Consider the following 26,452-nt stretch of genomic DNA (forward strand, 5'->3'; position numbering starts at 1 on the left):
GGGCGGTTTTTTATTGTTTTTTCAGTTAAATATGGTTTCCCGTAAGGAAATCTTTATTTAACATTTTAAATTAGCAAAATTTAATTAAATAATATACACCATTTACAAATCGTAATATGTAGAAACTATTCTCAATTTATAATATTTAAATTTGATTCTATACCATAGTGAAGATTATAAGATACAACTTCTCTTTTTAATGGATTATTTTTTTATTACTGCCGTTGAATTATATATATTATTTAATTTATAAATCCAAATTTCACTTAATTTACTAAAACTAATAAATACTTACAATGAACAACTTTCCAAAATATAATAATCAAAGATCAATTGGTGATAAAGGAGTATCACTAGCAAGGTATGTAATAGAACATGAACTTAATTGGATGTTTAGGGAAAATCATTTAGAAAATGATTTTGGAATTGATGGATATATAGATATTATAGGTGAGGAAAATAGTGTAACAGGAAAATCCATCGCTATCCAGATAAAAACAGGGGAATCATTTTTTAAAACAAAAACTACTACTGGATGGACTTTCTATGGAGAGAACAAGCACCTGAATTATTATACAAACTTAGATATTCCGATTATAATTTTCATTATTGATTTACAAGAAAAAAAAATTTATTGGGAATATTTTGATATTGATAAAACATCTGATACTAAGACTGGTTGGTCTTTATTAATACCTAGTAGAAACATATTAGGAATATCATCTAAAAAAGATTTGTTAGAAATTGCAGGTGACGTTATAGATTATATGCCACAAATTGAATATCAATGGAAAATTAATGAAGAATTAAAAAAAGTGATGTGATACTCTTAAATATAAGCCAAAAAGAAATTCTCAACATGGATACTTCTGGTCTTACAGATTTGTTAAAAAAATTAACAATTAATGATGAAATAATAAAAAAATCAGAAGGGAAACTATCTTTTTTTATCGATGGGTACAATCATGATTCAAGAGAAATTTATGAAATTGAGGAGGTAAGAAATTGGATTGCTAAAGTGTTTGAAGATTTTAAATACTGGGGATACTTCCTGGACATGAGAAAAGAGTTTATTAAACTTACGGGTATAAGATTATTAACAGTATGTCTATGTGATTGTAAAATAATAAGTACAAATGCAGATAATACAATTAAAAATGTAGAATATGACGTTCGCCAATCCGCAGATATTATGATAAAAATTTTTCAATGGTTAAATGAATTTACGGATAAATATCGCCTACCTATGGAGGTTAATAGGAGAAAAAGTGATGAAGTCACTTTTGCATTTACAGGTCACTTAAAATAATTTTCTCAAATATGAAAAAGTATTCAATCTGGTGAAACAATAAAAGATTAACAAACTCTGAAGCTAAAAAACTCAAAAAAGCAAATTCTCATTAATATTATAAAATTGAAAACCTAGCTTCTGTTTCCGGAATGCTTCTAACAACAGAATGCGTTATCACTGAAGTGAAGAGCGCTGAACCAGCTATGCCAATGGGTGGTGGAATGCCAGGAATGATGTAATAGCGTGTCGCTAAGACAAATTTAATATACTAACCGCTCTGCTTTTGTAGGGCGTTTTTTTTATTTTATGGTTTCCCGTAAGGAGATATTATCTTTAAACCTTAAATTGGTCAAAATATTATTATAGATAATTCTTAATTTAAAAAAAAACTATGAAAAAACATGTATTTATTATTAAACAGCTTTTTCCAATAAGTGAAAAATCACAAGCAAAGATTCTTGCAAAATTTGAATTTTATGCTGAGTCAATAGAAGATGCTGAAAAATTTAAGGACAGCCTTTCACAACTTTTTAGTAATTCAGCCCCTATAAAAACTTCACCAAGAAATGAATATATGATTTCTTTGGATGAAGAGATCACGGAAATTTAAAACTCAATAATATGAAATATTAAATATGAAAAGGAACGGATATTTGGTTTTTCAGCAGTAAAGAACCAGGTTTGTTAATTGGGTAGGCAATAAAAAATAAGGAAATGAAATACTTAATCTTCAAAAGTGAAAATGAAGCTTTTGAAGAAATATACTTCCTATTTTTTTCAGAATAAAATCAATTATTATATGATTAAAACAAAATGGTTAATTTACACAGTTATTATTGGATTAATTCCTTTTTTAATTAGAACTATTATCGCTCTTTTTGATAAACTAGGAAGTCTTGATTATTGGATAAATGAAGTTGATTTTATCAGTTTTGGATTAATATTAAATCTTTCTGTAATTAATGAACTGGAAGATAAAAATCTACAGGATAAAATATGGAAGTCTAGAAATATCGGTTTTGCTATTGTTTTTCTAATTTTATTTTCTGCAATTTTAGCCATTGTCACCTATTCAGATTTTAAAGTAAATAAAGATTTAGATAAAACCGTTGTTAAATGTTGCTCAGTTATCCTATCTGTAATAACCTTTATATTTAGTTATTCAATTTATAATCGCCTAAATACTTTACAGCAATGAATACTATATTAATTATTGTAACCTCTATTGTTTCTATTTTAGGCTTAACACTCTCAATTAAAACAATAATTGATACAAGGAAAAAATATTATCAGGAGTATTTAGAACGGAAAAAAATGAAAAAAATTAGATCATTTATCTATTTAGATAATTATAAAATGTATTCTATTTCTTCACAAATTTTTGAAGGATTAACAGAGTATATTTTAAAATCAGAAAATACAAATACAAAAGAAAAGGAAGAACAAAAAGGACCATTTTTTAGCGGAAGAGTTCTAGCTGATATTATTGAGAAGGACACAAATTATACAGAAAAAAATTTCTTCATGATTTTTCATATAATTTATTTGAGGAAGCACTGCAAAAGGATGACAGAGTTTTAGAGATTAACAAATCAAATATTTCAACGGAATTAGATAAAATTCCTGATTATAGTTTTATAAAAATTACATCAAATGTAGTCTTTAATGATTTAGAGACAATGGAGAAAACTATATCAAGTTTTAACCGAATGGGAGGAGCTTTAGGTTTTATAACACTAAAAGCAAAATACGATGAGTTAATGAAAGAAGCTCAAGAAGATTTTAAAAATATAAAAGATAGAAATCAAAAATCTAATGCCATCCATACTTTAAAAAATAAAGCTTCTTTTAAAAAAGTTTTGATAGACGAGGGGTTAAATCTAGATGATGACTACTTAAAAAACATGGAATATTTAATCCAATATGGTTACCATAGACAATTTGAAGTTCAATTGCCCCTTTCAAATTCAGATAAAGTAAGCCTTTTTAGTGCTCAATTAAACAGGAATAATTTGAAAGAAAGTGAAAATAATATTGTTAAAAAATACTCTCGAGAATCTGAAAAAGAATTTACCTTATTTGGAATTGTAACTCAAAAAATGACAAAAGAAAAAAAAGAAGAAATGTTTGAAAGTTTGAAGATCAATAACGAAGATCCAAATTTGAAAGAAGCAATGTTTAATATGATAAAGCAATTAAGTAACCTTGAAAATACTTTTGTTGGGAAATTGGATTATGAATATGTAATTGATCCAATTGCTTTGTACATAGAAATATAAAAACGGTAGATTTTCATGAAATTATGGAACAATCAGAATTTATAGAACAACAGAAAGAATTAAATAGACTTACTTCATTAATTTCCCAAGGTGCAACAATTAAAGATTGTTCACATCCATTAAAAGATGAATGCCGTTTACCGATAAAGAGTGCTCATAGCTTGCAACGACAAGGTTCATTAAAATTATTGGAAAAAACAATCAATGGAAATTCCTTCATATATTGTCACACTGAAAGGCAAATAAATAAGAAGTATGGTTTTTTAGACCTTAAACCAATTGGAAGAAGGGATGCTTCAACATTTTATGGCTTTTGTGATTTTCATGACACGGAGCTTTTTAAAGAAATTGAGAATGATCCTGAAGCTACTGATATTAATAATAATCTACATTGCTTTTTGCATACTTATAGGTCATTTTCTCACTCTTATCATAGGAAATATGAAGAATACAAACTTTTTACATCTTCAGAACCAGAAGTACTTAAATTTTTAAATAAATTTTACGGAGGAGACGTAGAAAAGGTAACTCAAGGTGTAAAATTAGCACTTCACGACTTAGAAATTCCAAAAAAACGTTTAGATGAAATGCTGATAAATAAAAGCTATGAAGAGTTAGAATATTATTGTTATGAATATCCATATCGATGTCCAGTTGCATGTGCTGGTGTAACAACTCCAGGGCATTTCAAAAATGGTGATCCATTTAATTTAAGTGAGAAGGCAGATATTTCATATTCAGATATTTTCACAACAGTCTTACCCTTTGCAGAGAGGACAGTTATTATTTTAGCAGCATTTCCAGAGGATTTATTAGCGATAAAATATTTAGACGAATTGGATAATATTTCTACCGAACTTGAGTTTCAGAAATATTTATCATTTCACATAATAAACAATCTTGAAAATGTATACATATCTCCAAAATTTTATGACAGAAAAGATTATAAATGGAGGCAAAGTTATTGTCAATTAATTAATATTATTTCTAATAAGTATTCTCCTTATATTAGGTATAATAAAGGATTTTCTGTTAACTATTTTGCTTATACAGAAAAAATAGAATCTTAATTAAATATACCCTCACTCCCCCATTTCCTATCCCCCAACTTTTACTTATATTTGTTTCTATAACGTACACAAATATGCAAAACAAAAAAATACATCAGGGGAGAAATATCAAGCGTTTTCGTGAGATGTTGGGCATCAAGCAGGAGGCTTTAGCTTTTGATCTTGGGGAAGACTGGAACCAGAAGAAGATTTCGCTTTTGGAGCAGAAAGAAACTATTGAAGATCCTTTATTGAAAAGAATTTCTGAGGTATTAAAAATTCCTGTGGAAGCTTTTCAGAATTTTGATGAGGAACAGGCAATCAATATTATTTCTAACACTTTCGATAACTGCCAGCAACCAGCTTCTATTTTCTATAATTCTACACTTAATCCTGTGGATCAATTAATCAAAGTACACGAAGAAAAAATTGCGCTGTACGAAAGAATGCTGAAAGAAAAAGATGAGATGATGGCCAGACTGGAGCAGTTGATTCAGAAATAAAAACAAAACTAATAACCAATAGTTCAAGAAACCCAGCTCCGCAAAGTCTCCCGACTTTGTGCTTTCCAAAAAAATAGAATCCGAAGTCCCCCACTTCGGATTCTCTATATCCCACATCTAAAATACCCCGACTGCCCTCTACCACACAAAAGGCTTCGTGCGGTAGCAGGGTATTACTGTAATTCGGGATTGAATGTTATCAGTAGAACTATTTGTTTCAGAAATCTTTGTAATTTTGCACGGATTGTGCTTCGGATGTCCCGAAACTACAGCAATACCCGAAACGTTAGCAGAAATTTTATCATATACATCGCTTATCAAGCAAAACTTATGAAATTAAAACCAATTATTATTTTATCATCTGTACTTTTACTTACAAGCTGCGTAAAAGTTTGGAATCAGATGAGTGAATTGAAGCCACTTGAAGATTACTCTACTCAAAACGTAAATATCCAAGAAAAAAATGTGATGGATGCGAAAATCACTTTCATTAACGATAAAACGATTGATGGAAAAATTAGAGGTCAAAAAAATATAATTTATGGATTTCTAAATGAAACTTCAATAAACAAATTTCTTCAAATTTATGATAAGACAGGAAAAAAAGAATACATCTATTTCCAACTCCTAAAAGAAATGACGATTAAAGATTATAACGGAAACGAAAGAAGATTTGTGAATAGAGGTTCTGAATATAAATCTTTGCAGGAGAACTTTTATGATGGAAAAATTAAATGGTTTAGAGAATATTACAATAACGCATATGATGGAAGCGTTCAGATAACAGACCATTTCATCAATGAAAAAAATCAAGAAGTAAATGTTGGCACATTCAATAGTATGAAAAATAAACTGAAAGAAATTACCTCTTCAAAACCTGAATTATCTTCAAAAATTGAAAATACATCAACATTTAACAAAGAAACTGTTATTAGAATTTTAAAAGAATATGAACAATAGGAAAAATTTCTGATAACATCGGTTTTGCAATAGTGGGGCGAACCCCAAGCTCCGAAAAGTCTGGAGACTTTGCACCATCATAAAAAACAAAAATCCGAAGTCGGGAGACTTCGGATTTTTTTATAATTACCCCAACTAAAATACCTCTACACCTTCATTTTCTATCCCCAGCTTTTACTTATATTTGTTCCTGATTAAAAACAAAACTAATAACCAATAGTTCAAGAAACTTATACTCAAAATGAAATTAAACATTAAACTTTTCTCCATCTTTATTCTTCTTCTGGTTTCCACCTTTTCATTTGCCCAAAAGAAGACTCCTTTTCAGATCAATGGAGAATTATTTGAGGTTCCTGGAAAATGGGAATATAAAAATCAACTGAAATCATCCGGACAATTTCACCTAAGCAATAAAGACGAAAAAATAAATCTGCTGATTTCAGTAAGAAAACCTGAGAAATTTGAGTTTTATAAAGAAGGTATAACGGAAAAAGAATTGCTGAATGCATTTTACCAATGGGAATATGATTACTGGGCATCTTCCAATGGAGTGAAAGCAGAAGTTTCTGAAGTAAAGCGAAACGAAGAAAAAAATTATATCATCTGGAAAATTATCATAAAAGATAAATCTCAGGATGTTAGTAAGGACCTTACTTCCTATTTACTGTATGCCGTTAGAAACAACAATCTGATTTCATTCAATCTAACCAATAATACAGATAAGAAGAATCCCTTAACTGAAACGGAATCGGTTAAACTTCTTGAACAAACTTATTTGAAATAAAAAACAAAAACTAATAACCAACCCTTCATGAAACTCTATACTTTAATAGTAGGAATACTCTTACTATTTTCCGGTTGCACAAAAAAAGACCAATACAATGTTGGCCAGGAATGGAATTACAAAACCCGCCCCACAGAAAAAAACTCAACGCTTACAATTTTAAAGATTGAGGAATACCCTGAAACCGGAAAGGTAATTCATATTTCCATCAGTGGTTTGAAGATTAAAGATACCAGTAGTACCACAGGTTTTGCAGACAAATTCACACATATTCCCATATCAGAAGAAGCTTTGGATAAAAGTGTCACCAGTCTGAAAAATGAGACCGGCAAAAAACCAGATTCCCTTGAAATGAACGGATATTCTTACTGGAAGAAGGAGTTTGATAATGGCAATGCCGGGATATTTACGATTCCTGTTTCGGAGATTGTAAGTACAATGGAAAAATCTATTGTTGCAGGGGATTATACCAAATAATATTCAACACTTCCCCGACGCTTTTTTTCAGTTATACGATCATACAATATAAATTCTCATGAAATCAAGAATTCTCTTTCTTATTATTATTTTAATTTCTTACAGTTGTTCATTAAATAAATATGGTAACGTTCCTGTTCAAAGTGAAATTGATCTTTCCTTTAAAAGCTTCAGTGAAATTAAAAAAGAAGAAATGGATAAAGAATCAAAAGATATTACTCTCGGATATTTTTGGGGAATTGGAGAAGATATCTATCCCGCTTTTCAAAAATATAAGTTTGAAATTCCCAGATCATATCAAAGAAACGAAAACAACTTCATCCTTAAAGTAGATTATTTTTTCACAAAAGATGAGCAAATCAAATTCAAGTCTTATGAATGGAATGAAAATGAAAAAATTGAAACTTCGAATGAAATGTTTAACGAAAAATTCCACGAAATAAAAAAATATATAACTGAAAATCTTGGAAAACCATCCCTTGAAGTATATGAAGATTTAGAAAAATCTAAAGAGGAAATGGTAAGGGATGATATAAAATGGCAAAGTAAAAATCTGAACGCCTACTTATTTCGTTTCAGAGGAAAAGGTGGATTTGATCAAATACGTTTGGCAATTTATTGTGATTAAGAATATTGTTATGAACAGAAGAACATTAATAAAACAAAGCTATACAGCATCCTGTTTTGTTTCCCGCAACTTGTATAAGACTTCCGGAGGCCTCGGGAGATTACAAACAAAGTTGTTTTTAACTTCCGGAGAATTCGTTTGATGACAAACATAAACGTTTGAGACTTCCGGAGAACTCACTTAATGAAAAACAGAATTGTATGTATTCTGATTTTAAAATCATCTATGTATATTTGAATACCATGAAAAATTTCACACTGTTATTATTTTGTCTTATAATTTTATTCTCCTGTAATAAGAAAAATGGTGATCACAAAATTGAAAAACCTAAGGCTGTTCTGATCAAAATAGGATACTACCCTACGTTTCATCTTCCTGCTGAAACCATCTTAAATTTTAATGAAAAATATTTGATTTTTTACAGCCCAGTTTCTTATAACCCACCATCACCTCCGCCTCCATCAAAGGAAAATGGAGAAAAATGGAGTGCCGAAGAAGAGAAAGAACATCTGGAATACCTTAATGAAAGGCCGCAACTGCAACCTTTTAAAATTACACTCTCACAAAATGATATCGACCGAATTCAACGAATATCAGGTTCCTTCACTTCAGAAGATTTTAATGATAAAGATTTAAAACCCGCAATGGATGGGATGTCAACAAACATTATCATTGTATACTCCAATGGAAAATTAGTTCAAATCAACCCTATGAACGCTCCCAATGAAAAGCAAAGGGCATTATATGGAGAGATTTTAGATCTCCTCATAGAAAAGAATACGAATAAGAATGATGCTGTTATTTTACAGAAAATAAAAGGATATCACTGATTGACAGCTATTTTTCCAGTTCTATCTCTATAGACACTCTCTGATGTTAATTTAATATCTAAATTTGGATGTTTGTAACAAAAAACAAATTAAGAATGAAAATGAATTGCAACAAATGTAAAAATGAAGTGATTACTCTAAACTTTTCTGAAGAACAAAAGCTTGATCTTTATATTTTGATGCAAAACGATTTAAAAGTATTTACTGAAAAAAAATTAATTGACGAATTCAATGTAGATAAAAAGGAAGCAAAAATCATTATTCAACATTTAAACAATAGAAATGGCAGATGTGCAGAATGTGAGTTTGAAGAATTGAATGGAGAATATGTTGAATGTCCCAATTGCGGTGCTTTTAATTATAATCTTAATGAACCCGTGTTTAATATAGAATTTTGCAGTCACTTAGAATGGTCTCTGGATTTTAACAACATTGAAAATGAAAAGATAAAATATTATGCTAAGAATTTTTGGTGTGATGGTATAAGTCATTTACCAGAAGACTCAAAATCTTTACTTTATCATACTATTGAAAACAGCAAGCAAATCATAACAAAAGCCTGGATTGGATATGGTGGTGATGAAATTTATGAAATGAAAATCAAGTTTGGGAAAAAAGCTATAGAAAATTATAAAAATAATAAAAGTTTAATCGAATGTATTCCAAAAAATAATGAAAATCCGAATTGGATAAAATTATTTATGGAAGATAAAAAGATTGAAATTCAATTAAAATAATAACTGTTGCTAACATGAATTTGTACCATGTAGAAGATAGTAACCTCGCTCCAAAAAGTCTCCCGACGTTGCAGAAATAAAATAAAATCCACCACCGCACTAATTTTTATCCCCAAACTTTCTCTTATCTTTGTTTCAATAACGATCTGATCAATGCTGACGACGTAACACCAAAACAAAATATGGCAACAAAAGAAGAATTCTGGGATAGGAAAAAGAAATTAAATGATGATTTTTTCGTGATGGGCTCCGTGGCCCATCCTGCAACTGAAGAACAAATCAGAAAATATGAAGAAAGCACAGGATTTATCTTCAGTGAAGATGTTAAGGATTTTCTGACCTCTTTCGGGTCCTTACTATTTGAAGTGAAAGAAGAGATCTGGAAACGTCCCCAGGAATTTGATGTTCTTCCAAGCTGGAAATTCGGATATGGATTTTTTGTGTACGGACTTTCGCAGGATGAAGAAATGCCTTCCTGGATGGGATTTGAAGAAAAACATCAGGAAGCCCTTGAGTATAAAGAAAAGCCATTGGGACAACTGTTTTTCAAGCGCAGTGGAAATCTCTACAGGGCATATACCGACAACGGAATCATAAAAATTGAGTATGACAAATACGACGAGGAAGATCATGAAGTATTTGAAGGAAATATTTATGATTTTTTAATTGAAGAAATTAATAATTTAGAACAGGATTATCTGGAATACATTAAGGAAGGAAAATCCTGATGTATTTGTACACAACCTTATAACTCCTGACTTTACACCTATAAAACAAAAACACTAAACTTTATACCATTGAAAACAAAATTATTATTCCTTTCATTTTTAGGATCAATACTAGCCCATACACAAACCCTTCATTTTAAGAACCTTAAAGATATGTCTACAGGCAGAGGGGCCACAGCCAGTGTAATTGTGGATGACAATATCTATGTGAGCAACGGGTATCAGGACAAGGGAGCTAACGCCAATTATATTGAGAAATATAATATTACGGATAACAAATGGAGTGTTCTCAATACTACTCTGCTTTCCAAAAAATTTGCTAATTCGGAGACTTACCATAATAAAATTTATATTTTTAACGGTTGGGGAAACAGCCATCTTGAAATTCTGGATCTTGCAACCAATACCATAACGAAGGGAGCTGTTAATCGTTTCTACACAGGAAATGCAGGTTCTGCCATTCATAACGGCAAAATATATGTGTTTGGGGGCAGCGGACTCAACGGAGCGAAAACCACTGTATTTTCTAACAGATTCCAGTATTATGATATTGCTTCCGATACATGGCATCCATTACCCGATATGCCCACAGCCAGAGAAACAAAGGGCAAAATTGTGAATGACAAGCTTTATGTCATTGGTGGTTTTAACGGTACCTCATCCCGCCTGATCAATGTTTACGACCTCAACACGAATCTCTGGACGGATCAATATACGATGCCCGCCGGGATATCGGGACACTCATTAGCCGTATCCGGTAATAAGATCTTTATTGCAGGAGGCTATAATAATCAAACTTTTCTGGCCTATTTTGATACAACAACCAATAAATTCCATCAGTTGTCATCCAACATGATTCCCAGAAGACATGCTGCAGCAGAGGTACATAACAATACTTTATACATTATCGGCGGAAGTACGACATCTATCACCAAATCAGCGATTAAAAGTATACAAGCAGCTGATATTAGTGAAAATGCACTCTCTTCAAACGCAGCCAATGAAAATTATGAAACTAAAACAAGAGTCTATACTAATGCACAAAAAGACGGTTTTGTGATCAGTAATAAAAATAACAGCAATCAGTTTGAATTTACCGTTTACTCCACAGATGGAAAGGAAATACACAAAGGTTTTGCCTATTACAACAGAAATATAGATTTATCCAGAGTACAAAAGGGAACTTATATTTTTAGTTTTAAAGATGAGAAAGGGGTTTTGCAGCAGATTAAAATTTTCAGATAATCATACCTTACAATCATCCATTAAAAAATACAATGATTACAATGAATTTAAATTTTAGCAGTGCTAAAATAGATGAGGCAGTTAGAAAGAATTCAAAAAGAAGCTCAATGATACTGGATTTAGCCAACACAGCTTCGTTGGCTACTGATGGAAAATTATTCTATGGCAGGGAATTTAAAAATAGAATTGAGGTTGCCAGAATAAAAAATCCTATCACATCAATCCTTCCTATTCTCATTATTGTTTTTAAAAAGAATGACCTTCAAAATCCTAAATTAAGACTAAGCTTTTTGGGATACTTTTGGTTTTCAATTCTCACCTTACTATTTTTATGGGCTATCATAAAAAAAATTATTGATCCTGATTTCCCGGGGGATCTTGAATTGGCTATATTTTCAGTTCTATTTTTTTACTCATTATTCGCAATAGAATTTTACTTCACAAAAAAGGTTTTTGAAAGACTAAAACTAAGAATCAGTAAATAATCATGAAAAACAGAGTTCTCATTTTATTTATTTTAATTTTATTTTTGGGGTGTAAAAAACAAGAATTTGATGAATTTGATTTTTCTTATGGCAATAGTTTTGAGACAGATTTCTCAATAAAATTCAGCCATAAAAATGATTCGATTTTTTTGTATGAAAATTGGGCTCCGGAAAACAACCAATTACCAAAAAACAAAACCAGCTATCTTTCAGTCCTGAATAAAAGTCAAAAATTAAAACTGGATAGCTTTATTTCGAAGATAGATTTCAAAAGTTTAGACACCTTATATTTTGAAAAGTATCAGGATGGGGAATATTATAATTTCTTTATTAGAAAAGGTAAAATAAGGAAAACTATAAAAGTTCATAGTCTGAATGCACCCCAATCATTAAGCAGTTTTGCCCATTGGATCTATCAAACAAAAAAAACATTAAAATTAACGGAGACACAACGAAGTTTTGAGTTTAAAAGTAAAAACATTTATCCTGAGCCTCCCCTCTTTAAATCAAAAGACTAAAAAAAATAAAATAAACTTATATAAATGAGTTCAAAAGGTGGAAAATACCCGCATCTCTTATCATTATGATACAACTCCGAATCGATACAATTAAAGAAACATGGATAAGTGAAAATATAAAGCTTAGCCCACCCGCAACAACAGAAGATATAAAAGCTGTCGAAGAAATCCTTGACTTTCAGTTTCCGGATGATTGTAAAGAATTTTATTTAAAGCTGGATGGCTTTGCAGATTGGGACTGGACAAAGAATATGTTTTCCATCTGGCCCTTAGCAAGAATTCTCGAAGAATACCATAACGAAAGTGATAAGAGCTTCATTGTATTTGCAGACTATCTGATTAACTCCCACCATATCGGTTTTGTAAAAGGGAAAAAAGGGATATTTAAAAATACGCATGAAATACCTGTGAAGATAGCGGATACTTTTTCTGAAGCAATCTTTCTTATCAATTCAGATGCAGATATTCTGTATTGATGTCAATCTTTAGCTTAGACAGTTTTTTTATCCACAAATATTTTCTTGTTATTCGTAGATTTGGGGACTAATAATCATGATATGAACGCTCAGGAACTTCAAACATTACTCACCGAAAGAGCTGAAAAATTTCATCTTAAAAATGAAGCATTTCATACGCTCCACAAAATACTCTCAGAAGATCCTGAAGAACTGATAGGAGGCTTTGCCCGTCACGAAATTACTTTTGTATTTGAGGGATACCAATACCTGATTGAACAGCAATACCAGGAACCTATTATCCGTGCAAGAATAAGTCTTTGTGTGGAAAATGAAATCTATCTTAAAAACCTGGAACCCATTGGATATTATGATCTTGAAATGGATTTTGATGGCGAAATAGTGGACGACTGGTTTGTCATTGAGAAGGAAAAATACCTGAAAGATATCGGAATCATTTCCTATTTTCAGGAGATGAACAAAAAGATGCCTCCTCAATATTTACGTAGAAACCACAGTGAATATAAATTTGTTTCCTATATTTCCTTAATTGGAACATTATTCATCAGCAAAGAATTTGAAGGAGCCGGAGTATTTATCAACAGAGCAAACACTTATTTAAATAACACCGATAATGTATTACCAGATAAAGATTATTTAAAAAAATGCCGGTATTTCCTGAAAATAATGACCCACTACTTACTAGAAAACAATTTGTTATCAGAAAGTTAGAAACAAAGATTGATGGATAATAAGACCAATGACTAATAATTAAGAAATGTAAATTAAAACGATCAGATTAAATAATGCATTTTAAATATCCAATCTACCTACTTTTAGGCCTTATAGCAGTAAGCTGTCAAAGAAAAGATGAAGTTGTAAAAAGAGACAATGAACCTGATATTCATATTCTGCAAGGAGAAGACCATGAAATGAATACAGCCATAGAAAATGCCCAGAAATCATTATACAAGTTCAAAGAAGCAATACAAAGCCCAAACCCTGATTATTACAACTTTGCACTGAAAGAAAGATTTACCACTGGTGATTCCGGAGGTGAACATATCTGGATAAGCGCAGTTCAATATTCTGGTGATAAATTCTATGGAATTGTAGACGGAGATCCCATTTCAACAACAGAAGTAAAACTGGGAGATACTATTGAGATTGATCAACGCAATATTACAGACTGGATGTATATTGATAAAAATATTGTAAAAGGAGGCTATACTACCAGGGTTTTAAGAAAAAGAATATCACAAAAAGAACGTGAACAAATGGATAAGGAAAATGGTTTTACTTTTGAGAACGAGTAAAAATGTCACTTTCTCCTCAACATGTTCCAGCTTTCTAAATCAGGACAGAACAAATGAAGCTTTTGAGGCAATTGGAGGTCATCAAAATGGAGTAACCGTGAATAGAATAAATAAATTCTTTTGTAAATGAAAAAAAGACAATTTAAAAAACTGGACAATTCAATTTCAAGTTTTCAATGGATAAAAAAGAAAAGTGAAAAATATTGGCAGAAAGTAGATCTGATGGAATGTTGGGGATTCCAGATTCAGGAAGGCAGTACATGGAAAAAAGGATTGTCAGAGTCTGAATTGGAAGATTTTCAGAAGCAACTGAACATCACTTTTCCGGAGTCATTAAAGAACTATTACCGGACGATGAACGGACTTGATAAACCGGGAATAGATAATAATGGGGGTGAAGGAGAAATTGATTTTGGTCCTACCTTTTATTCATATCCTGAGGACATTCCCCTCATAAAAGCAAGAATTGAATGGATAATGGAAGCCAATCGTGTGACAGAAGATATTTTGAAGAACCAAAATGTTCCTCCAATTATCCCTTATTTAGGACATCGGTTTTTAATACTGGATCATGAAGAACATGTACTTTCAATGTTTGGCAATGATATTATATTTTGGAGAGATAATTTATCAAAAGGAATTGCAAGTGATATTTTTTTACTTCGCCATGCTGAAAAAAAGAAAATTGATACAAGCTCATTTTGGAACAAAAAAATTGGGTAGTTAACAACTGATTTTAGTTTAAAATTTTCCCACTCGAACCAATACATTAAGCTCTTTAGCCAGAAACAAACTATGGAAATTAAAGTTGCCCGCGAAAAATATAAAATCATTGGCAAATACTTTGATCCTGATTATGAACGGGAAAATGAAGCCTTGACTGAATTCAAAGCCAATAATCAGAATTTATCCGATCAACAAACAGTTGAATTACTAAATTTTCTTCAAAGTGATTCTGAAATGCCCGGCAAATATTTTGTTGCTGACTTACTTTATTTATACAACAGCTTCAGCAGAGAGCTATTTGAGTCTCTATTAACAACAGCAATACATTATAAAGATCCTAGTTTCAACAGAATATTTCTGATACCTTGTCTGAATGCATTTGGAACTAAAGCTGTTGCCAATTACCTTGTTGATCAATTCAGCAAAGGAGACATCATCGAGCGTATAGGGATTTCTAATTTGATATATTGGCTAAAGCCACAAGGAAATAGCGAAGCAGACCAATTGCATCATACTATTTTAGAAAGAGCCAATAACACATCCAATTTAATTGAGCTTTATCATTATAAGTTACAATATGGAAACAAGCTCAATCATATCACTAATATCCCGGACAATGCTGAAAATCTTATTAAAGCTATTAAGGGGAATAAAGAATATGAAGAACTATTATTTAACAAGCTTGGCTGGATAAAAAACGCCCCAATACTCATTGAAAACAAAGGAATACAAACAGACCTGTTTTACGTTCCTCCATTTACACTCAATGAAGGGGAAATTATTATTATAAATCTTTTCCACGGACCACACTTTTATGAAACGGAAATGTTTCTTAAAGATCTATTATGTGGTAAAACAAACCATGAAAGTGTTATCATCCATAAAAAGATGACTTTTGCTGAACATTTCAGAGAATCAAATTTCAGAGACATTTTTTATCCTATGACGGTGGGAAAATATTTAAGAAAGAACACCAACCCAGCCAGTCCCTATGCAGCAAAAATTTATGAAACGGAATGGATAAACAAAAAAATAAAAGTAAATAGTATTACAGGTACCCCAAGACAATTATTAACTTTATATGCAACGCTTTCAAAGACAAATAATATTGTTTTTGATTTAGTAGGTCTGGTTCCTGAGGGAGCGAAAGAAACTTATAAAATAGTACAGGAAGTAGTAAAAAAAGGAGGTTCAGCCATTTTACTTGATGGATATGATGATATGAAAAACAACTGTACAAAATATATTGAACTGCAATGGAAACAAGCATAACTTCTCTAAATAACAACATGAAAAAAGCATTTGAATTCCTTACCCATTTAAAAGAAAACAATAATCGTGAATGGTTTGCTCAACACAAATCTGAATACGACACCATTGTAAAAGAAAACAAAGTTTTTTTTACCCACATTTATAATACCCTTCAGGAGCATGATCAGCTCAAGGGAATCCATATTTTCAGGATTTATAATGACGTTCGTTTTTCCAAAGACAAGACGCCGTATAAACCCTATTTCGGAGTGGGATATTCCCGTTCAAAACCTATGCTGAGAGGCGGATATTATATTCAGCTGGAACCGGGTAACAGTTTTGTAGGCGGCGGTTTTTGGGGTCCGGAAGCCAAAGATTTACTTCGTATCCGTAAAGAATTTGAAATCAGCAGTACAGAAATTGAAAAAATTATCTCTGACAGAACTTTTATACAATATTTTGGAGAACTTAAAGGTGACGCTGTAAAAACAGCCCCACGAGGTTTTGATAAAAATCATCCGGCTATAGATTTGATCAGAAAAAAGCAGTTTCTGGTGATGCGGAAGTTTACCGATAAGGAAGTCTTATCTGACAATTTTCAAAAAGAAGCACTGCAAACCTTACTTGCCATGCGTCCTTTTTTTGATTATATGAGTGAAGTGCTGACCACGGATTTGAACGGGGAACCTTTGTTTTAAAATAAAAAAAATGAAATGGATCCTGCAAATTTTAATTTTATCCATCATTGATTTTCTCCTTATCTGGACCTGGTTCTACAATATTGATCCAGATCCTAGCATTTCAATTGCAGTTGTAATAATTTACCCCGTATTATTTTTCAGTAATCTGCTGGCAGGAGGTATTTTGTGGATAACAAAGAAAAGAAACTTATCGCTGCTGTTTATCATCAATTCTGTTGTTGCAGTTGTAATTGCCAGTTTTCTTTGGTTAAATGCTATCAGAAGACACCAAAATCGAATTTGGATCAGCTATAGCTTTCCTCACAATACAAAAAATTATCATATTGACATTCATAAACCCAATAATACATTTACAATCACAGAATATGAGAATCCGGGAAGTTCCTGGATATTTCAGGAAGGAATTTGCACTTATGAAAGCGGAAAAATAATTTTAAAAACAGATTCTACCGTATATAATATTGAACACAATGTATTAATAGGATTTACAAAAAATAAAATACAGTTAAAAAGGAATAATAATCCTTTATAAAACATGCTCCAATAAAGCCATGAAAAAAACGTCCTTATTCATTTTCGCGTCCTATATAGTATTGAGTTGTTCTGAGAATTCTCAGAAAACAAAATTCATGGATTTTCGAAGTTTTGCATTTCAGGCTCCTAAAGACTGGAGCAAACTGAAAATGGATGCTTATGATAGTAATGCCGGAATTATCGTCACAAAAAATAATGATTCGATTTTCTACGATTATGGACCTTATTTCTATTCATTAGAAGAAAATATCACGATTATTAGCAGAAAAGATGTCAACGAACTTCTGACTGTGAATCCACAGGCTGATACAATAGCATTTATTATCATTGATAAAAATTCAAATAGAGAAGATTTTGTCAAAAGTAAAATAACCTATAAAAAAATTAATGGGTACAAGGCCAAAATAGTAGAGCCCAAACAAGTGGGAAAAGGAATGACGGGAATTTATATCGACAGCCTCAAGACTGAATCAATAGGAAAAATCGGATTCAATCTATATGGCACAAATTTGAAGAAAGAAAGTCAGATAGAACTTTTACAAGCAATTCAAACATTAAAGTTCAGAAAATAATATTTGGAGTACATAAAATCCGGATCCTCTTTTTTGTATTTTACCCCAATTAAAAACAACCCATGAAAATAAAAATACTTCTACTCCTTTTATTAATTGTCAATGCTGTCAAGGCACAAATCACAGAGAAAATCACCATTCCTTCCGGTGTGGTTTATCACTATGCTGATGATAAAACAAATGAGAAAGCAAAAAAAATGCTTACTGAGAGCCTTACCAATACACTCAATAATGATCTATTGGGAAAAAACTTAATTATAGGTCCAACTCTTTGGAAAAGATTTAAAAATATTGAAAGCTTAAAAACGATACCTGACAGTTTGATTTTCCACATAGATGATATAGAAATTGAAGGAAAAATGGCAAAGAAACTGGATGACTCAAAAAAGATATGGAATGAATTTAAAAAAGAAGTTTCTGGAAATTATAAGATCAGAAAGGCCAATGAAGATGAATTAAAATATTATTGGTCCACCATTTCGTTTGACATCCAGGAGCCTTTATTCATTCTGCAAACCGAAAATCATGAATACATCGTAAATTTCCTAAAAGAAAAGCTGAAATTATTCTGGCTTGATGAGTTTCCCAATAAAAATGCTTACAACAATCCCATTGATAACGGAACTTATACAACGGAGGGAACTTTCAAAAAGTATAGAAATGGTAATGAAGTGTACATGACCGATAAGGGAAACAAGGAAACAAAACTTGAAAAAGTACTCTTCTTAAGCAGTGAGCCTGAAATACAGGCCAATTTTTCCATTGAGGATATTCAGACTATTATAGAAAAGACCAACAGAATCTTTGAGAGCCTGTTCAAAAACTCTACGAAAGAAGGAAAAATAATGGTTCAATTTGAATTAGGAAAAAAGAAGAATGACATCCAATATGCAGTTAAAGATGATCTGGATCTGGAAATTATGAAAGAATTCGAAAAACAGGTCAATGAAGAAAAATATCCCAATTCCAAGAAAAATACAGTGAAATTTCAGCTGGTTTATAAGGTCAATTCTTATAATGACACAGAATAAACGATCTTTTATTCTATTTCCCTATTCACTTATTTGTAATTTAGTCTCTTAGAAAAAACAAAACCATGAAACTGTTTATTTTATTTTCTCTTCTTTTTATTTCCGGTATAGTAACCGGACAAGAGAAAGAATATCCATCCATCAAAAAAGGAGATTTTCCGGAAGGCGTTTATATGACACTGGAAGATGTTTTAAATAAAAAACCTTCTTCCACCGAAGAAGTCTATTTCAAAGTTTGTGAAAAATGTGATTCTCTTGCTCTGCCGGAAAAGGCTCTTTTTTACTTTAAGCAAAAGAATAAAAGGGTTAAATTTCCGCTAGCCGTTTCGCATAAAGGTGAAATGTATTTTCAGACCTATAGAAAATATACCAACAGGGACGACAAAGGATATGATCCTGACCAATATTCAAGATTTTGTAAAGTCCTGAATTATGGAAGATTCATTTATTTTGAAGAAAATATGAAAGGCTTATGGTCTAAAGCATTCTTAGGGGCATTAAGTCCTCTTGCCAATTCTATCAATGGAAAAACTAAAGGAATTGTTTTAGATTTAGACAATAAAGAATTTAATATTCTCCAAGATTGTGATGATTTGAATGATTTCCTGTCAGCCCATAATATTCCGCAAATCCCGTGTAACCCGGAAGCGTATACCATTGGAGATTTGAGAGCAAAAATTGAAGAAATCAATCTGCCTTACCGATAGATTTACATTTACAATATATTTAAAGCCGTTGTAAGAACGATTTTATTATTATAAAAACCGATGAAAAAAATACTCACTCTACTCATATTATTTCCATTTATTTTTCTGTCAGCTCAGGATAATAATGATAATATATGTAAATACTTATCTGAAGAACTTAAAGAGAAACCTTTAGAATGCATTGATAAGTCGACCATTAAAGAAAATAATGAAGTCTATCAGTTTTTCAAATGGTCTGCATTTCGAGAAAATTATTTACTCAGAATAGAAAAAACAGGACATAAATATATTCTTGTCAAAAAGAAAATATATACAAGTCAATATGATCAGAAAACAGGTGAAAAAATAGATTCAAGATTTAAAATTCTTGTACAGAAAAATTTAACCCAAAAACAATATGTACAATTCATGAAGCTATTGTCTGAAAATCATTTTTGGCTTAACAATAATTATGAAGTTCCTACTACGTGTACAGATGGAAGTGGTATAATTATTTATGCAGTGAAGAAAAACAGTTTATTAAAAATGAGCAATGGCAACTGTGCTCCTCAAGATGAATATATGAATAATATGTATCAAAAAATCATCGAACTATTTAATGTATAGAAGAATAAAAATATCAAGTTGAAAATTTTACAAATAATTGGAATTTTCCTGGTAATCGGAATTCTAAACACTCTTATTTCCGGTGAATTTATAAAACTACTGAAGCTTCCCAGTGGAGATGTTGCAATGATTCCTATTGGAGTTATGACCATATCAGGTATTTCCTTAGCTGTCTCAACAATTCTAACTTCAATCATTAGTATTCAAAAGCAGCTCAGTCTTACAATATCCCTCCTGATCTACCATATTATTTACTTTATAACTGTTACTTATTTTGGATTAGAATGGCCGATTGCAAATTTTTCTTTTACGAATATTGATCTATTTATTATTCTCATTGGATTTACAGTATGGGGATTTACTTTTGCAACTATAAAATTTCTTCAATTAAGAAAAAAATAAACCCCATGAAATTCAAAGTTTTTTTACTCTCCCTTTTATTATTTTCTTTAAAAGTTTTAGCCTGCAAATGTAATGGAGAACCCACTTTAAAATCTTCGTTCGAAAATGCTGACTTTGTATTGATTGGTGAAGTATATGATATCTCAGAAGTGCCTTCAGGATTCAAAACTGTCCAAAACATTCTGAGCAAAGTCAAAATAAATAAAGTCTACAAATCAAATGATTATGGAGAGTTCTATCAGCAGACTGCTACCATTTTCGGATCTCCACTTCATTCATGTAATGTTCTTTTTACCCAAAAAGGAAAATATCTGATTTTCGCCTATGAGGAAAAAGATACCGGATTGCTCCTCTCCGATCATTGTTTTGTACAAAAAAGATTAGACGAACTTTCTTCTGCAGAATTACAAGAACTGGAATCTTTAAGTTCTCAGTATAAAAAATTATCTGAAAATTCCGATACATCCCATCATGCTGAACTTACAGATTTGATTGTGGACGACTCCAATCAATCCGATAGAAAGGTCAATGAGCAAAAAATAGAAATATCATCACTTAACCAACAAAATAATAAATATAAAGTTATTATTTACATAGCCACTTTTGTGATTATTATGCTTCTGATAGCACTAATTTTGTTACGCAGAAAAACTCGGCATTGACATGAATGACAGGAGATTGTTTGTTGTGAAAATCATGTGAAAACCAATATACCTATATTATTTCAACCAACATAAAATTTTATGAATTTAACTATGAACCCAATTCAACAATATGAAAATTTCTTTCAGGAAAGTAGTCCATATTATCTTGAAAAATTAAATCTTTTTGAAAAAGGAAAAAAATTCACCTTTAACTATGCTGCTTTTTTCTTTGGCGTATTCTGGTTTCTCTATAGAAGAATGTATCTGGAAGCCATACTCATTTACTCATTCTTCTTTGTTGAAGGCTGCTTTGAAAAATTTTTCTTAGCCCCAATAATTGGAGTGGAGCAAACCAAACTGGTTGGCTATATTATTACAATTTTCATGCTTATTATTATAGGTTTTTGGGGAAATCTTCTTTACCTCAACAAAGCAAAGAAAACAATAGAAAAAGCAGAAGAAAAATTTCCGGAATATGAACAGCAAAAAAAATATTTGAGCAAAAAAGGAGGAACAAGCTTTCTGTACGTAAGTATTTTATTGATTATAATAATTGCCTCAATGGCTTTGAGTTAAATATTTATTTAAGTGTTGAAAATCAAAGAATAATACAAACCTTATTTTTAGTAAAAAAAGCAAAACATCCCTATCTTTATCGTTATTTCCAACTCATACCTATCTTAAAAAAATGAAAAAAATAATACTAGACCTTGCCACTACATTAGACGGATTTATCGAAGGACCCAACGGAGAAACCGATTGGTGTATCATGGATGATGATATGGATTTTAATGGATTTCTTTCCGGAATAGACACTATTTTTTACGGAAGGGTAAGCTATGATGCCTGGGGAAATTATCAGCCGGAAGAAAATACAGATCCGGAAGAACAAAAAGTTTGGGAAGAAGTTCATTCAAAAAATAAATTTGTCTTTTCCAGTCAAAGCAGAGAAGATGAAAATGCTGTTTTTATCAGTTCTGACATTGCAGAAAAAGTTTCAGAAATAAAAAATCAGGGCGGAAAAGATATCTGGCTGTATGGAGGAGCAAGTCTTATTAAAACTTTTATTCAGAACAATCTTATTGACACCTATAGGATATCCGTTCATCCGGTCGCTCTGGGGAAAGGAAAACCTCTTTTTGAAGATTTGAAAGAAAGATTAAATTTAAAATTAATTAAAACCAATGTATTCAGATCCGGTGTAGTACAGCTTATTTACGAACCACAGACTCAAAATTAATACAAGATGAATGCTCGCTTTAGTACCATTATTCTGTATGTAAAAAATGTTTCGTTGCTCGCCCATTTTTATGTAGAAAATTTTAATCTGAAAGTGATAGAAGAAGATCCAATATGGGTTTTGCTTGATGCTGGAGGTGTTCATATCGGGTTACACAAAATCGGAGATCAGTATCTTGATCAAATAGAAGAAGGCCATGTGTTTGACAACAATACTAAAATTGTTTTTGAAATTGATGTTGATATAGAATCTGCAAGAAATGAGTTGGTCTCAAAAAACATCCGCATGAGAGAAATTAAAACCTTTGAGAATTATCCTTTCCTGCTTTGTGACGGAACAGATCCTGAAGGAAATGTATTTCAGTTAAAAAATAAAAAATAAAACTAATCAATATGATGCTAAAAAGAAAATCATCAGTATCCCATTAATTCGGGATGATTCCAGAGTTACAGATAAAAGAATTCGATATCAGTTCAAAGGGAAGTACTTTGAAAAATTATAATATGAAAAAGATCATCGCAGCCACCAGTTTCATTCTCATTCTCACTTTGTTTTACTATCCCGTTTTTGACGACAAAAAAATTTCATTTGTCATTATCTTTCTGTGTTTTGTTGTGCTTATATTTTCAGTAGCCAAACTCTATTCCCCTGACGAAGAAAAAGATTATGATTCATTTGAAAAAGAAATGGACAGACTGCATAAAGATGATGGAATATTTCAATATACAAATGATGGCTTCTATTTTAAACAAAATAGCCTAACAGAATATATAAAATGGGATGAAATTGTTTCCGTACATTCCTTCAGTATTCCCTCTCCATTTGGTAAAAGGCAGTCTGGATTGGAAATTACCACTAATGAAAAAAACTATGAATTTGATCATGCGGTAACACCCGGAATAGTAAAATTAACTGATCAGCTTTATGATAATCTGCCAAATTGTGAAGAGGATTCGCCGACAATAAGAATTAATAATTTCGGACTTAAGAAGGCAAAATTGTATGAAAGAAAAGTACTATAATAAACATTCTTACTTATGCCAGTCATCTTTAAAATTAAAACAAGAGTTATGATAAAAAAGACCGATCAATCCAAGCACCGTATCTGTATTTCAAAAATAAAAAGAAGTACCATTAAACCTTACGACGCCTTTCAATGGACAAAATTTCATGAAGACAACCAATCATTTTTCAATACATATCCTGACCTATATGTAGAAATTAATGATGAAGAACTTCTAATTTGTTCGACCATCATTGACTCCAATAATTATAGTATTCTGACGACACAAAAACTCATCACATCCGAAAACGGAGTCTTAGAATCCGGTCTCATTATGCATGCAAAAAATGAGCTGTACGGAAATTTTAAAGGACACGGAAATGAGAAACTCACTTTTGGAAAAATTATTGTTGAGCATGGAAAAATCATAAGATATTTTATTGAAACGGGAAAAGCATCCATGATTATGATTTATGGGGTTAAAACATTAATTCAAATTAAGTAGAATCCTCTTTAGATAAGTAGTAATAAAATAGTTTTCAAATTCCATGTAATATTATCACACTTAAAAGTGTCTTATTTAAAAAATTACATGAGATCTATTTTAACCTGTATCGCTTTATTGCTTGCAGTACATCCCCTTTTTTCACAGAAATCTAAAAAACTGGAAGAACTATTCTCAACGTATGAAAAGGCAGGATTGTTCAATGGTTCTGTTCTGATTGCTGAAAAAGGAAAAATCATTTTTGAAAAAAGCTACGGCTACAGAAATGCTCCTAAAAAAGAGAAAAATACCAATAACAGCCTCTACAGGGTTTTCTCCACCACAAAAATGTTCACCGCAACAGTTATTTTTCAGCTGGAAGAACAGGGAAAATTATCTCTGAATGACAAGCTGTCCAAATATTACCCTGACTTTCCGAAGGGCGACAGTATTACCATTGCCAATCTGTTATCTCATACTTCAGGAATTCCCAATGATACCAACTCTGAATATACTGTAGATGAAGAAACATTTTTACAATATATTTCTGCAAAACCTCTGAATTTTTCCCCTGGTAAGGATTGGGATTACTCCAATTCCGGATATTATATTCTTGGCTATATTATTAAAAAAGTTACAGGTCTGAATTATGATGAAGTCATAGAAAATAATATCCTGAAACCTCTGAAAATGGATCACAGCGGATTTCATTTCAACAACGTTACCGATGAAAATAAAGCATTCGGATATGAATTTTTATCTGATAACCTGTCAAACGAAGCATTACGTTTTAAAACAGATCACCCTTTTGGCGCAGGAGCAATGTATTCTACCGTAGAAGATTTGTTCAAATTCAATGAAGCGCTCAAGAACTACACCCTCCTGAAAAAAGAAACCTTAGAAAAAGCTTTCACACCCTATCTTAAGGATCATTATGGTTTAGGTTTCCAGATTTCAACTGTTTTTGACAAAAAAAGAATGGGTCATGATGGCGGCGGACCTGGCTACAGAAGCAGATACTATAGAGTCCTTGAAGATGATATTTGTCTGATTGTTATCTCAAATTCAGAACTGTCACACACCGATTTTATTCTTCCTTTGGCAGAAAAAATATTGTATAATAAACCTTATCGCATTCCAGCCATTGCAAAAGTGAGTGCAGAGGATTTAAAAAAGCTGGAAGGTGTTTATTCTACAGAAAACTCAAACTTCTACATAAAAAGTTCTGATGGACGACTGGTTTTCAAAGAAGGCAGTTACCCAAGAAATGCGCTGTTACCAAAAAGTAAAACATCATTTCAGCTTGATGAAAAATTCACCTGTACATTCCAGCCGGATCAAAATGGAAAAATAGAGACTCTTGTTATTCATTTTTGGGATGGAACAGTGAAAACAGCCAAAAGGAATACCCATAATCTTACCTGGGGAATTATAGGAAATGCGACTCCTAACGGCTGGGACGGAAAAGACATTCCGCTACAGACTGATCTTAAAAACCCCAATATTTATTTTCTGAGAAATTATAAACTGAATAAGGGTAATCTTAAATTCAGATTTAATAACGACTGGGGATACAGTTTGGGACTGAACAATGATGATAAAAGTATTGCCTTTGATGCCTATGATTTTCCCATCAAGGAAGAAGGAATGTATGATATTGTTCTCGACATGACCCATGCAGTGCAACCACAATACAGCATAAAAAAATCTGTTCAATAAAACCTGCATCCACAAAGTAAAAAATACATATTTTCAAACCGTTCTAAAAACAGAACGGTTTTTATTTTAGATATCCGTTGATATTTTTTATTACTTTTATCTTACACAAAATCAAACCACAAAATATAATCTATGCCTCATTTTATTATAAATTGTTCACAGGATATTATTCATCAGAAGACTCCTGATGAGTTAATGGATGCTATTTATGAAGTGGCCCATGCAACAGGCCTTTTTGCGCCCAACGATATTAAAGTCAGAATTCAACCCTATCAGTATTACAGATTAGGCAATGGCAAAAAAAATTTTCTGCATGTGTTTGGATATATCATGCAGGGACGCAGTACGGAACAAAAAGCTGATCTCTCAAAACAAATCTGTACCCGACTTTCAGAATTACTGCCTGATATTTCTTTTCTTTCTGTAAATATCAGTGATTTTGAAGCGGCAACATACAGTAACAAAGCACTCATTAATCCTGAAAACACGGATAAAAACAGGCATTTCGGTTTATAACATTCACCTTTACACCAACTAAACATTAATC

General features: G+C 31.6%; 38 protein-coding genes. All 38 read left to right on the top strand.

The features are described 5' to 3' along the window. Positions 1–296: 296 nt before the first annotated feature. Positions 297–824: a DUF4365 domain-containing protein gene (locus ACWPWS_RS17835; protein ID WP_454047421.1), complete on the top strand. Its 528-nt coding sequence runs from the start codon at positions 297–299 to the stop codon at positions 822–824. A 35-nt stretch (positions 825–859) separates the two neighbouring features. Then, the gene (locus ACWPWS_RS17840; protein WP_454047422.1) at positions 860–1,309 is read left to right on the top strand and encodes a hypothetical protein; all 450 of its coding nucleotides are present in this window, start codon (positions 860–862) and stop codon (positions 1,307–1,309) included. A gap of 373 nt (positions 1,310–1,682) precedes the next feature. Beyond that, entirely contained in the window at positions 1,683–1,901 is a 219-nt protein-coding gene (locus ACWPWS_RS17845) for a hypothetical protein (RefSeq protein WP_454047423.1), read from the top strand. 189 nt (positions 1,902–2,090) lie between these two features. Continuing rightward, positions 2,091–2,489 (top strand): hypothetical protein, encoded by a 399-nt coding sequence (locus tag ACWPWS_RS17850; protein ID WP_454047424.1) that lies wholly within the window; start codon positions 2,091–2,093, stop codon positions 2,487–2,489. Continuing rightward, positions 2,486–2,872 (top strand): DUF6414 family protein, encoded by a 387-nt coding sequence (locus tag ACWPWS_RS17855; protein ID WP_454047425.1) that lies wholly within the window; start codon positions 2,486–2,488, stop codon positions 2,870–2,872. The genes ACWPWS_RS17850 and ACWPWS_RS17855 overlap by 4 nt, the downstream gene beginning before the upstream one ends. Next, complete coding sequence (locus tag ACWPWS_RS17860) at positions 2,848–3,570, top strand: DUF6414 family protein (protein ID WP_454048201.1); 723 nt, start codon at positions 2,848–2,850, stop codon at positions 3,568–3,570. The genes ACWPWS_RS17855 and ACWPWS_RS17860 overlap by 25 nt, the downstream gene beginning before the upstream one ends. Positions 3,571–3,593: 23 nt before the next feature. Beyond that, entirely contained in the window at positions 3,594–4,640 is a 1,047-nt protein-coding gene (locus tag ACWPWS_RS17865; protein WP_454047426.1) for a hypothetical protein, read from the top strand. A 74-nt stretch (positions 4,641–4,714) separates the two neighbouring features. Beyond that, positions 4,715–5,122 carry a helix-turn-helix transcriptional regulator gene (locus tag ACWPWS_RS17870; RefSeq protein ID WP_110008156.1) on the top strand — a complete coding sequence of 136 codons (408 nt, stop codon included), beginning with the start codon at positions 4,715–4,717 and terminating at the stop codon, positions 5,120–5,122. Positions 5,123–5,452: 330 nt separating this feature from the next. Continuing rightward, positions 5,453–6,082 (top strand): hypothetical protein, encoded by a 630-nt coding sequence (locus ACWPWS_RS17875; protein ID WP_454047427.1) that lies wholly within the window; start codon positions 5,453–5,455, stop codon positions 6,080–6,082. A gap of 241 nt (positions 6,083–6,323) precedes the next feature. Then, on the top strand, positions 6,324–6,866 hold the full coding sequence (locus ACWPWS_RS17880) for a hypothetical protein (RefSeq protein ID WP_454047428.1): 543 nt from the start codon (positions 6,324–6,326) through the stop codon (positions 6,864–6,866). Between the two features lie 27 nt (positions 6,867–6,893). Then, positions 6,894–7,343, top strand: a complete 450-nt coding sequence (locus ACWPWS_RS17885) for a hypothetical protein (RefSeq protein WP_454047429.1) — start codon at positions 6,894–6,896, stop codon at positions 7,341–7,343. Positions 7,344–7,536: 193 nt separating this feature from the next. Then, the gene (locus tag ACWPWS_RS17890) at positions 7,537–7,971 is read left to right on the top strand and encodes a hypothetical protein (protein WP_454047430.1); all 435 of its coding nucleotides are present in this window, start codon (positions 7,537–7,539) and stop codon (positions 7,969–7,971) included. A 242-nt stretch (positions 7,972–8,213) separates the two neighbouring features. Beyond that, positions 8,214–8,801: a hypothetical protein gene (locus ACWPWS_RS17895; RefSeq protein WP_454047431.1), complete on the top strand. Its 588-nt coding sequence runs from the start codon at positions 8,214–8,216 to the stop codon at positions 8,799–8,801. Between the two features lie 95 nt (positions 8,802–8,896). After that, the gene (locus ACWPWS_RS17900) at positions 8,897–9,538 is read left to right on the top strand and encodes a hypothetical protein (protein ID WP_454047432.1); all 642 of its coding nucleotides are present in this window, start codon (positions 8,897–8,899) and stop codon (positions 9,536–9,538) included. A gap of 182 nt (positions 9,539–9,720) precedes the next feature. Next, complete coding sequence (locus ACWPWS_RS17905; RefSeq protein ID WP_454047433.1) at positions 9,721–10,266, top strand: hypothetical protein; 546 nt, start codon at positions 9,721–9,723, stop codon at positions 10,264–10,266. A gap of 69 nt (positions 10,267–10,335) precedes the next feature. Further along, positions 10,336–11,511 (top strand): Kelch repeat-containing protein, encoded by a 1,176-nt coding sequence (locus ACWPWS_RS17910; RefSeq protein WP_454047434.1) that lies wholly within the window; start codon positions 10,336–10,338, stop codon positions 11,509–11,511. A 41-nt stretch (positions 11,512–11,552) separates the two neighbouring features. After that, the gene (locus ACWPWS_RS17915; protein WP_454047435.1) at positions 11,553–11,996 is read left to right on the top strand and encodes a hypothetical protein; all 444 of its coding nucleotides are present in this window, start codon (positions 11,553–11,555) and stop codon (positions 11,994–11,996) included. Positions 11,997–11,998: 2 nt separating this feature from the next. Beyond that, a complete protein-coding gene (locus ACWPWS_RS17920; RefSeq protein ID WP_454047436.1) occupies positions 11,999–12,514 on the top strand; it encodes a hypothetical protein in 516 nt (171 codons plus the stop codon). A gap of 65 nt (positions 12,515–12,579) precedes the next feature. Continuing rightward, entirely contained in the window at positions 12,580–12,990 is a 411-nt protein-coding gene (locus ACWPWS_RS17925) for an SMI1/KNR4 family protein (RefSeq protein ID WP_454047437.1), read from the top strand. Positions 12,991–13,071: 81 nt separating this feature from the next. Further along, positions 13,072–13,701, top strand: a complete 630-nt coding sequence (locus tag ACWPWS_RS17930; RefSeq protein ID WP_454047438.1) for a hypothetical protein — start codon at positions 13,072–13,074, stop codon at positions 13,699–13,701. Positions 13,702–13,775: 74 nt separating this feature from the next. Continuing rightward, positions 13,776–14,285, top strand: coding sequence for a YegJ family protein (locus ACWPWS_RS17935; RefSeq protein WP_454047439.1), 510 nt, complete (start codon positions 13,776–13,778; stop codon positions 14,283–14,285). Positions 14,286–14,411: 126 nt separating this feature from the next. After that, a complete protein-coding gene (locus tag ACWPWS_RS17940) occupies positions 14,412–15,008 on the top strand; it encodes an SMI1/KNR4 family protein (protein WP_454047440.1) in 597 nt (198 codons plus the stop codon). A gap of 72 nt (positions 15,009–15,080) precedes the next feature. Further along, the gene (locus ACWPWS_RS17945; RefSeq protein ID WP_454047441.1) at positions 15,081–16,283 is read left to right on the top strand and encodes a hypothetical protein; all 1,203 of its coding nucleotides are present in this window, start codon (positions 15,081–15,083) and stop codon (positions 16,281–16,283) included. Between the two features lie 17 nt (positions 16,284–16,300). Then, positions 16,301–16,960 (top strand): DUF2461 domain-containing protein, encoded by a 660-nt coding sequence (locus ACWPWS_RS17950; protein WP_454047442.1) that lies wholly within the window; start codon positions 16,301–16,303, stop codon positions 16,958–16,960. 10 nt (positions 16,961–16,970) lie between these two features. Beyond that, entirely contained in the window at positions 16,971–17,495 is a 525-nt protein-coding gene (locus ACWPWS_RS17955; protein ID WP_454047443.1) for a hypothetical protein, read from the top strand. A 97-nt stretch (positions 17,496–17,592) separates the two neighbouring features. Continuing rightward, the gene (locus tag ACWPWS_RS17960; RefSeq protein ID WP_454047444.1) at positions 17,593–18,069 is read left to right on the top strand and encodes a hypothetical protein; all 477 of its coding nucleotides are present in this window, start codon (positions 17,593–17,595) and stop codon (positions 18,067–18,069) included. Positions 18,070–18,131: 62 nt separating this feature from the next. Further along, the gene (locus ACWPWS_RS17965; RefSeq protein ID WP_454047445.1) at positions 18,132–19,100 is read left to right on the top strand and encodes a hypothetical protein; all 969 of its coding nucleotides are present in this window, start codon (positions 18,132–18,134) and stop codon (positions 19,098–19,100) included. 65 nt (positions 19,101–19,165) lie between these two features. Next, on the top strand, positions 19,166–19,807 hold the full coding sequence (locus tag ACWPWS_RS17970) for a hypothetical protein (protein WP_454047446.1): 642 nt from the start codon (positions 19,166–19,168) through the stop codon (positions 19,805–19,807). A gap of 60 nt (positions 19,808–19,867) precedes the next feature. Then, a complete protein-coding gene (locus ACWPWS_RS17975; protein ID WP_454047447.1) occupies positions 19,868–20,413 on the top strand; it encodes a hypothetical protein in 546 nt (181 codons plus the stop codon). An 18-nt stretch (positions 20,414–20,431) separates the two neighbouring features. Next, positions 20,432–20,815 carry a hypothetical protein gene (locus tag ACWPWS_RS17980; RefSeq protein WP_454047448.1) on the top strand — a complete coding sequence of 128 codons (384 nt, stop codon included), beginning with the start codon at positions 20,432–20,434 and terminating at the stop codon, positions 20,813–20,815. A 5-nt stretch (positions 20,816–20,820) separates the two neighbouring features. Further along, a complete protein-coding gene (locus ACWPWS_RS17985) occupies positions 20,821–21,477 on the top strand; it encodes a hypothetical protein (protein WP_454047449.1) in 657 nt (218 codons plus the stop codon). 93 nt (positions 21,478–21,570) lie between these two features. Then, positions 21,571–22,035, top strand: coding sequence for a DUF2628 domain-containing protein (locus ACWPWS_RS17990; RefSeq protein ID WP_454047450.1), 465 nt, complete (start codon positions 21,571–21,573; stop codon positions 22,033–22,035). 112 nt (positions 22,036–22,147) lie between these two features. Continuing rightward, positions 22,148–22,699 carry a dihydrofolate reductase family protein gene (locus ACWPWS_RS17995; protein WP_454047451.1) on the top strand — a complete coding sequence of 184 codons (552 nt, stop codon included), beginning with the start codon at positions 22,148–22,150 and terminating at the stop codon, positions 22,697–22,699. Between the two features lie 6 nt (positions 22,700–22,705). Next, on the top strand, positions 22,706–23,080 hold the full coding sequence (locus ACWPWS_RS18000; protein WP_454047452.1) for a VOC family protein: 375 nt from the start codon (positions 22,706–22,708) through the stop codon (positions 23,078–23,080). Between the two features lie 122 nt (positions 23,081–23,202). Then, entirely contained in the window at positions 23,203–23,721 is a 519-nt protein-coding gene (locus ACWPWS_RS18005; protein ID WP_454047453.1) for a hypothetical protein, read from the top strand. A gap of 48 nt (positions 23,722–23,769) precedes the next feature. Continuing rightward, positions 23,770–24,207, top strand: a complete 438-nt coding sequence (locus ACWPWS_RS18010; RefSeq protein ID WP_454047454.1) for a hypothetical protein — start codon at positions 23,770–23,772, stop codon at positions 24,205–24,207. Positions 24,208–24,294: 87 nt separating this feature from the next. Next, positions 24,295–25,905: a serine hydrolase gene (locus tag ACWPWS_RS18015; protein ID WP_454047455.1), complete on the top strand. Its 1,611-nt coding sequence runs from the start codon at positions 24,295–24,297 to the stop codon at positions 25,903–25,905. A gap of 132 nt (positions 25,906–26,037) precedes the next feature. Beyond that, complete coding sequence (locus ACWPWS_RS18020) at positions 26,038–26,421, top strand: 5-carboxymethyl-2-hydroxymuconate Delta-isomerase (protein ID WP_454047456.1); 384 nt, start codon at positions 26,038–26,040, stop codon at positions 26,419–26,421. Positions 26,422–26,452 lie beyond the last annotated feature (31 nt).

Source organism: Chryseobacterium sp. Marseille-Q8038 (genome assembly GCF_965111995.1).

What these genes read in the sequence shown, in the direction of transcription:
- ACWPWS_RS17835 (WP_454047421.1), top strand. Translation starts at nt 297, where the DNA reads ATGAACAACTTTCCAAAATATAATAATCAAAGATCAATTGGTGATAAA.
- ACWPWS_RS17955 (WP_454047443.1), top strand. Translation starts at nt 16,971, where the DNA reads ATGAAATGGATCCTGCAAATTTTAATTTTATCCATCATTGATTTTCTC.
- ACWPWS_RS18005 (WP_454047453.1), top strand. Translation starts at nt 23,203, where the DNA reads ATGAAAAAGATCATCGCAGCCACCAGTTTCATTCTCATTCTCACTTTG.
- ACWPWS_RS17875 (WP_454047427.1), top strand. Translation starts at nt 5,453, where the DNA reads ATGAAATTAAAACCAATTATTATTTTATCATCTGTACTTTTACTTACA.
- ACWPWS_RS17935 (WP_454047439.1), top strand. Translation starts at nt 13,776, where the DNA reads ATGCATTTTAAATATCCAATCTACCTACTTTTAGGCCTTATAGCAGTA.
- ACWPWS_RS18015 (WP_454047455.1), top strand. Translation starts at nt 24,295, where the DNA reads ATGAGATCTATTTTAACCTGTATCGCTTTATTGCTTGCAGTACATCCC.
- ACWPWS_RS17865 (WP_454047426.1), top strand. Translation starts at nt 3,594, where the DNA reads ATGGAACAATCAGAATTTATAGAACAACAGAAAGAATTAAATAGACTT.
- ACWPWS_RS17850 (WP_454047424.1), top strand. Translation starts at nt 2,091, where the DNA reads ATGATTAAAACAAAATGGTTAATTTACACAGTTATTATTGGATTAATT.
- ACWPWS_RS17855 (WP_454047425.1), top strand. Translation starts at nt 2,486, where the DNA reads ATGAATACTATATTAATTATTGTAACCTCTATTGTTTCTATTTTAGGC.
- ACWPWS_RS18000 (WP_454047452.1), top strand. Translation starts at nt 22,706, where the DNA reads ATGAATGCTCGCTTTAGTACCATTATTCTGTATGTAAAAAATGTTTCG.
- ACWPWS_RS17930 (WP_454047438.1), top strand. Translation starts at nt 13,072, where the DNA reads ATGAACGCTCAGGAACTTCAAACATTACTCACCGAAAGAGCTGAAAAA.
- ACWPWS_RS17945 (WP_454047441.1), top strand. Translation starts at nt 15,081, where the DNA reads ATGGAAATTAAAGTTGCCCGCGAAAAATATAAAATCATTGGCAAATAC.
- ACWPWS_RS17985 (WP_454047449.1), top strand. Translation starts at nt 20,821, where the DNA reads ATGAAATTCAAAGTTTTTTTACTCTCCCTTTTATTATTTTCTTTAAAA.
- ACWPWS_RS17925 (WP_454047437.1), top strand. Translation starts at nt 12,580, where the DNA reads ATGATACAACTCCGAATCGATACAATTAAAGAAACATGGATAAGTGAA.
- ACWPWS_RS17840 (WP_454047422.1), top strand. Translation starts at nt 860, where the DNA reads ATGGATACTTCTGGTCTTACAGATTTGTTAAAAAAATTAACAATTAAT.
- ACWPWS_RS18010 (WP_454047454.1), top strand. Translation starts at nt 23,770, where the DNA reads ATGATAAAAAAGACCGATCAATCCAAGCACCGTATCTGTATTTCAAAA.
- ACWPWS_RS17915 (WP_454047435.1), top strand. Translation starts at nt 11,553, where the DNA reads ATGAATTTAAATTTTAGCAGTGCTAAAATAGATGAGGCAGTTAGAAAG.
- ACWPWS_RS17880 (WP_454047428.1), top strand. Translation starts at nt 6,324, where the DNA reads ATGAAATTAAACATTAAACTTTTCTCCATCTTTATTCTTCTTCTGGTT.
- ACWPWS_RS17990 (WP_454047450.1), top strand. Translation starts at nt 21,571, where the DNA reads ATGAACCCAATTCAACAATATGAAAATTTCTTTCAGGAAAGTAGTCCA.
- ACWPWS_RS17900 (WP_454047432.1), top strand. Translation starts at nt 8,897, where the DNA reads ATGAAAATGAATTGCAACAAATGTAAAAATGAAGTGATTACTCTAAAC.
- ACWPWS_RS17940 (WP_454047440.1), top strand. Translation starts at nt 14,412, where the DNA reads ATGAAAAAAAGACAATTTAAAAAACTGGACAATTCAATTTCAAGTTTT.
- ACWPWS_RS17845 (WP_454047423.1), top strand. Translation starts at nt 1,683, where the DNA reads ATGAAAAAACATGTATTTATTATTAAACAGCTTTTTCCAATAAGTGAA.
- ACWPWS_RS17995 (WP_454047451.1), top strand. Translation starts at nt 22,148, where the DNA reads ATGAAAAAAATAATACTAGACCTTGCCACTACATTAGACGGATTTATC.
- ACWPWS_RS17970 (WP_454047446.1), top strand. Translation starts at nt 19,166, where the DNA reads ATGAAACTGTTTATTTTATTTTCTCTTCTTTTTATTTCCGGTATAGTA.
- ACWPWS_RS17885 (WP_454047429.1), top strand. Translation starts at nt 6,894, where the DNA reads ATGAAACTCTATACTTTAATAGTAGGAATACTCTTACTATTTTCCGGT.
- ACWPWS_RS17905 (WP_454047433.1), top strand. Translation starts at nt 9,721, where the DNA reads ATGGCAACAAAAGAAGAATTCTGGGATAGGAAAAAGAAATTAAATGAT.
- ACWPWS_RS17920 (WP_454047436.1), top strand. Translation starts at nt 11,999, where the DNA reads ATGAAAAACAGAGTTCTCATTTTATTTATTTTAATTTTATTTTTGGGG.
- ACWPWS_RS17895 (WP_454047431.1), top strand. Translation starts at nt 8,214, where the DNA reads ATGAAAAATTTCACACTGTTATTATTTTGTCTTATAATTTTATTCTCC.
- ACWPWS_RS17950 (WP_454047442.1), top strand. Translation starts at nt 16,301, where the DNA reads ATGAAAAAAGCATTTGAATTCCTTACCCATTTAAAAGAAAACAATAAT.
- ACWPWS_RS17890 (WP_454047430.1), top strand. Translation starts at nt 7,537, where the DNA reads ATGGATAAAGAATCAAAAGATATTACTCTCGGATATTTTTGGGGAATT.
- ACWPWS_RS17960 (WP_454047444.1), top strand. Translation starts at nt 17,593, where the DNA reads ATGGATTTTCGAAGTTTTGCATTTCAGGCTCCTAAAGACTGGAGCAAA.
- ACWPWS_RS17975 (WP_454047447.1), top strand. Translation starts at nt 19,868, where the DNA reads ATGAAAAAAATACTCACTCTACTCATATTATTTCCATTTATTTTTCTG.
- ACWPWS_RS17965 (WP_454047445.1), top strand. Translation starts at nt 18,132, where the DNA reads ATGAAAATAAAAATACTTCTACTCCTTTTATTAATTGTCAATGCTGTC.
- ACWPWS_RS17870 (WP_110008156.1), top strand. Translation starts at nt 4,715, where the DNA reads ATGCAAAACAAAAAAATACATCAGGGGAGAAATATCAAGCGTTTTCGT.
- ACWPWS_RS18020 (WP_454047456.1), top strand. Translation starts at nt 26,038, where the DNA reads ATGCCTCATTTTATTATAAATTGTTCACAGGATATTATTCATCAGAAG.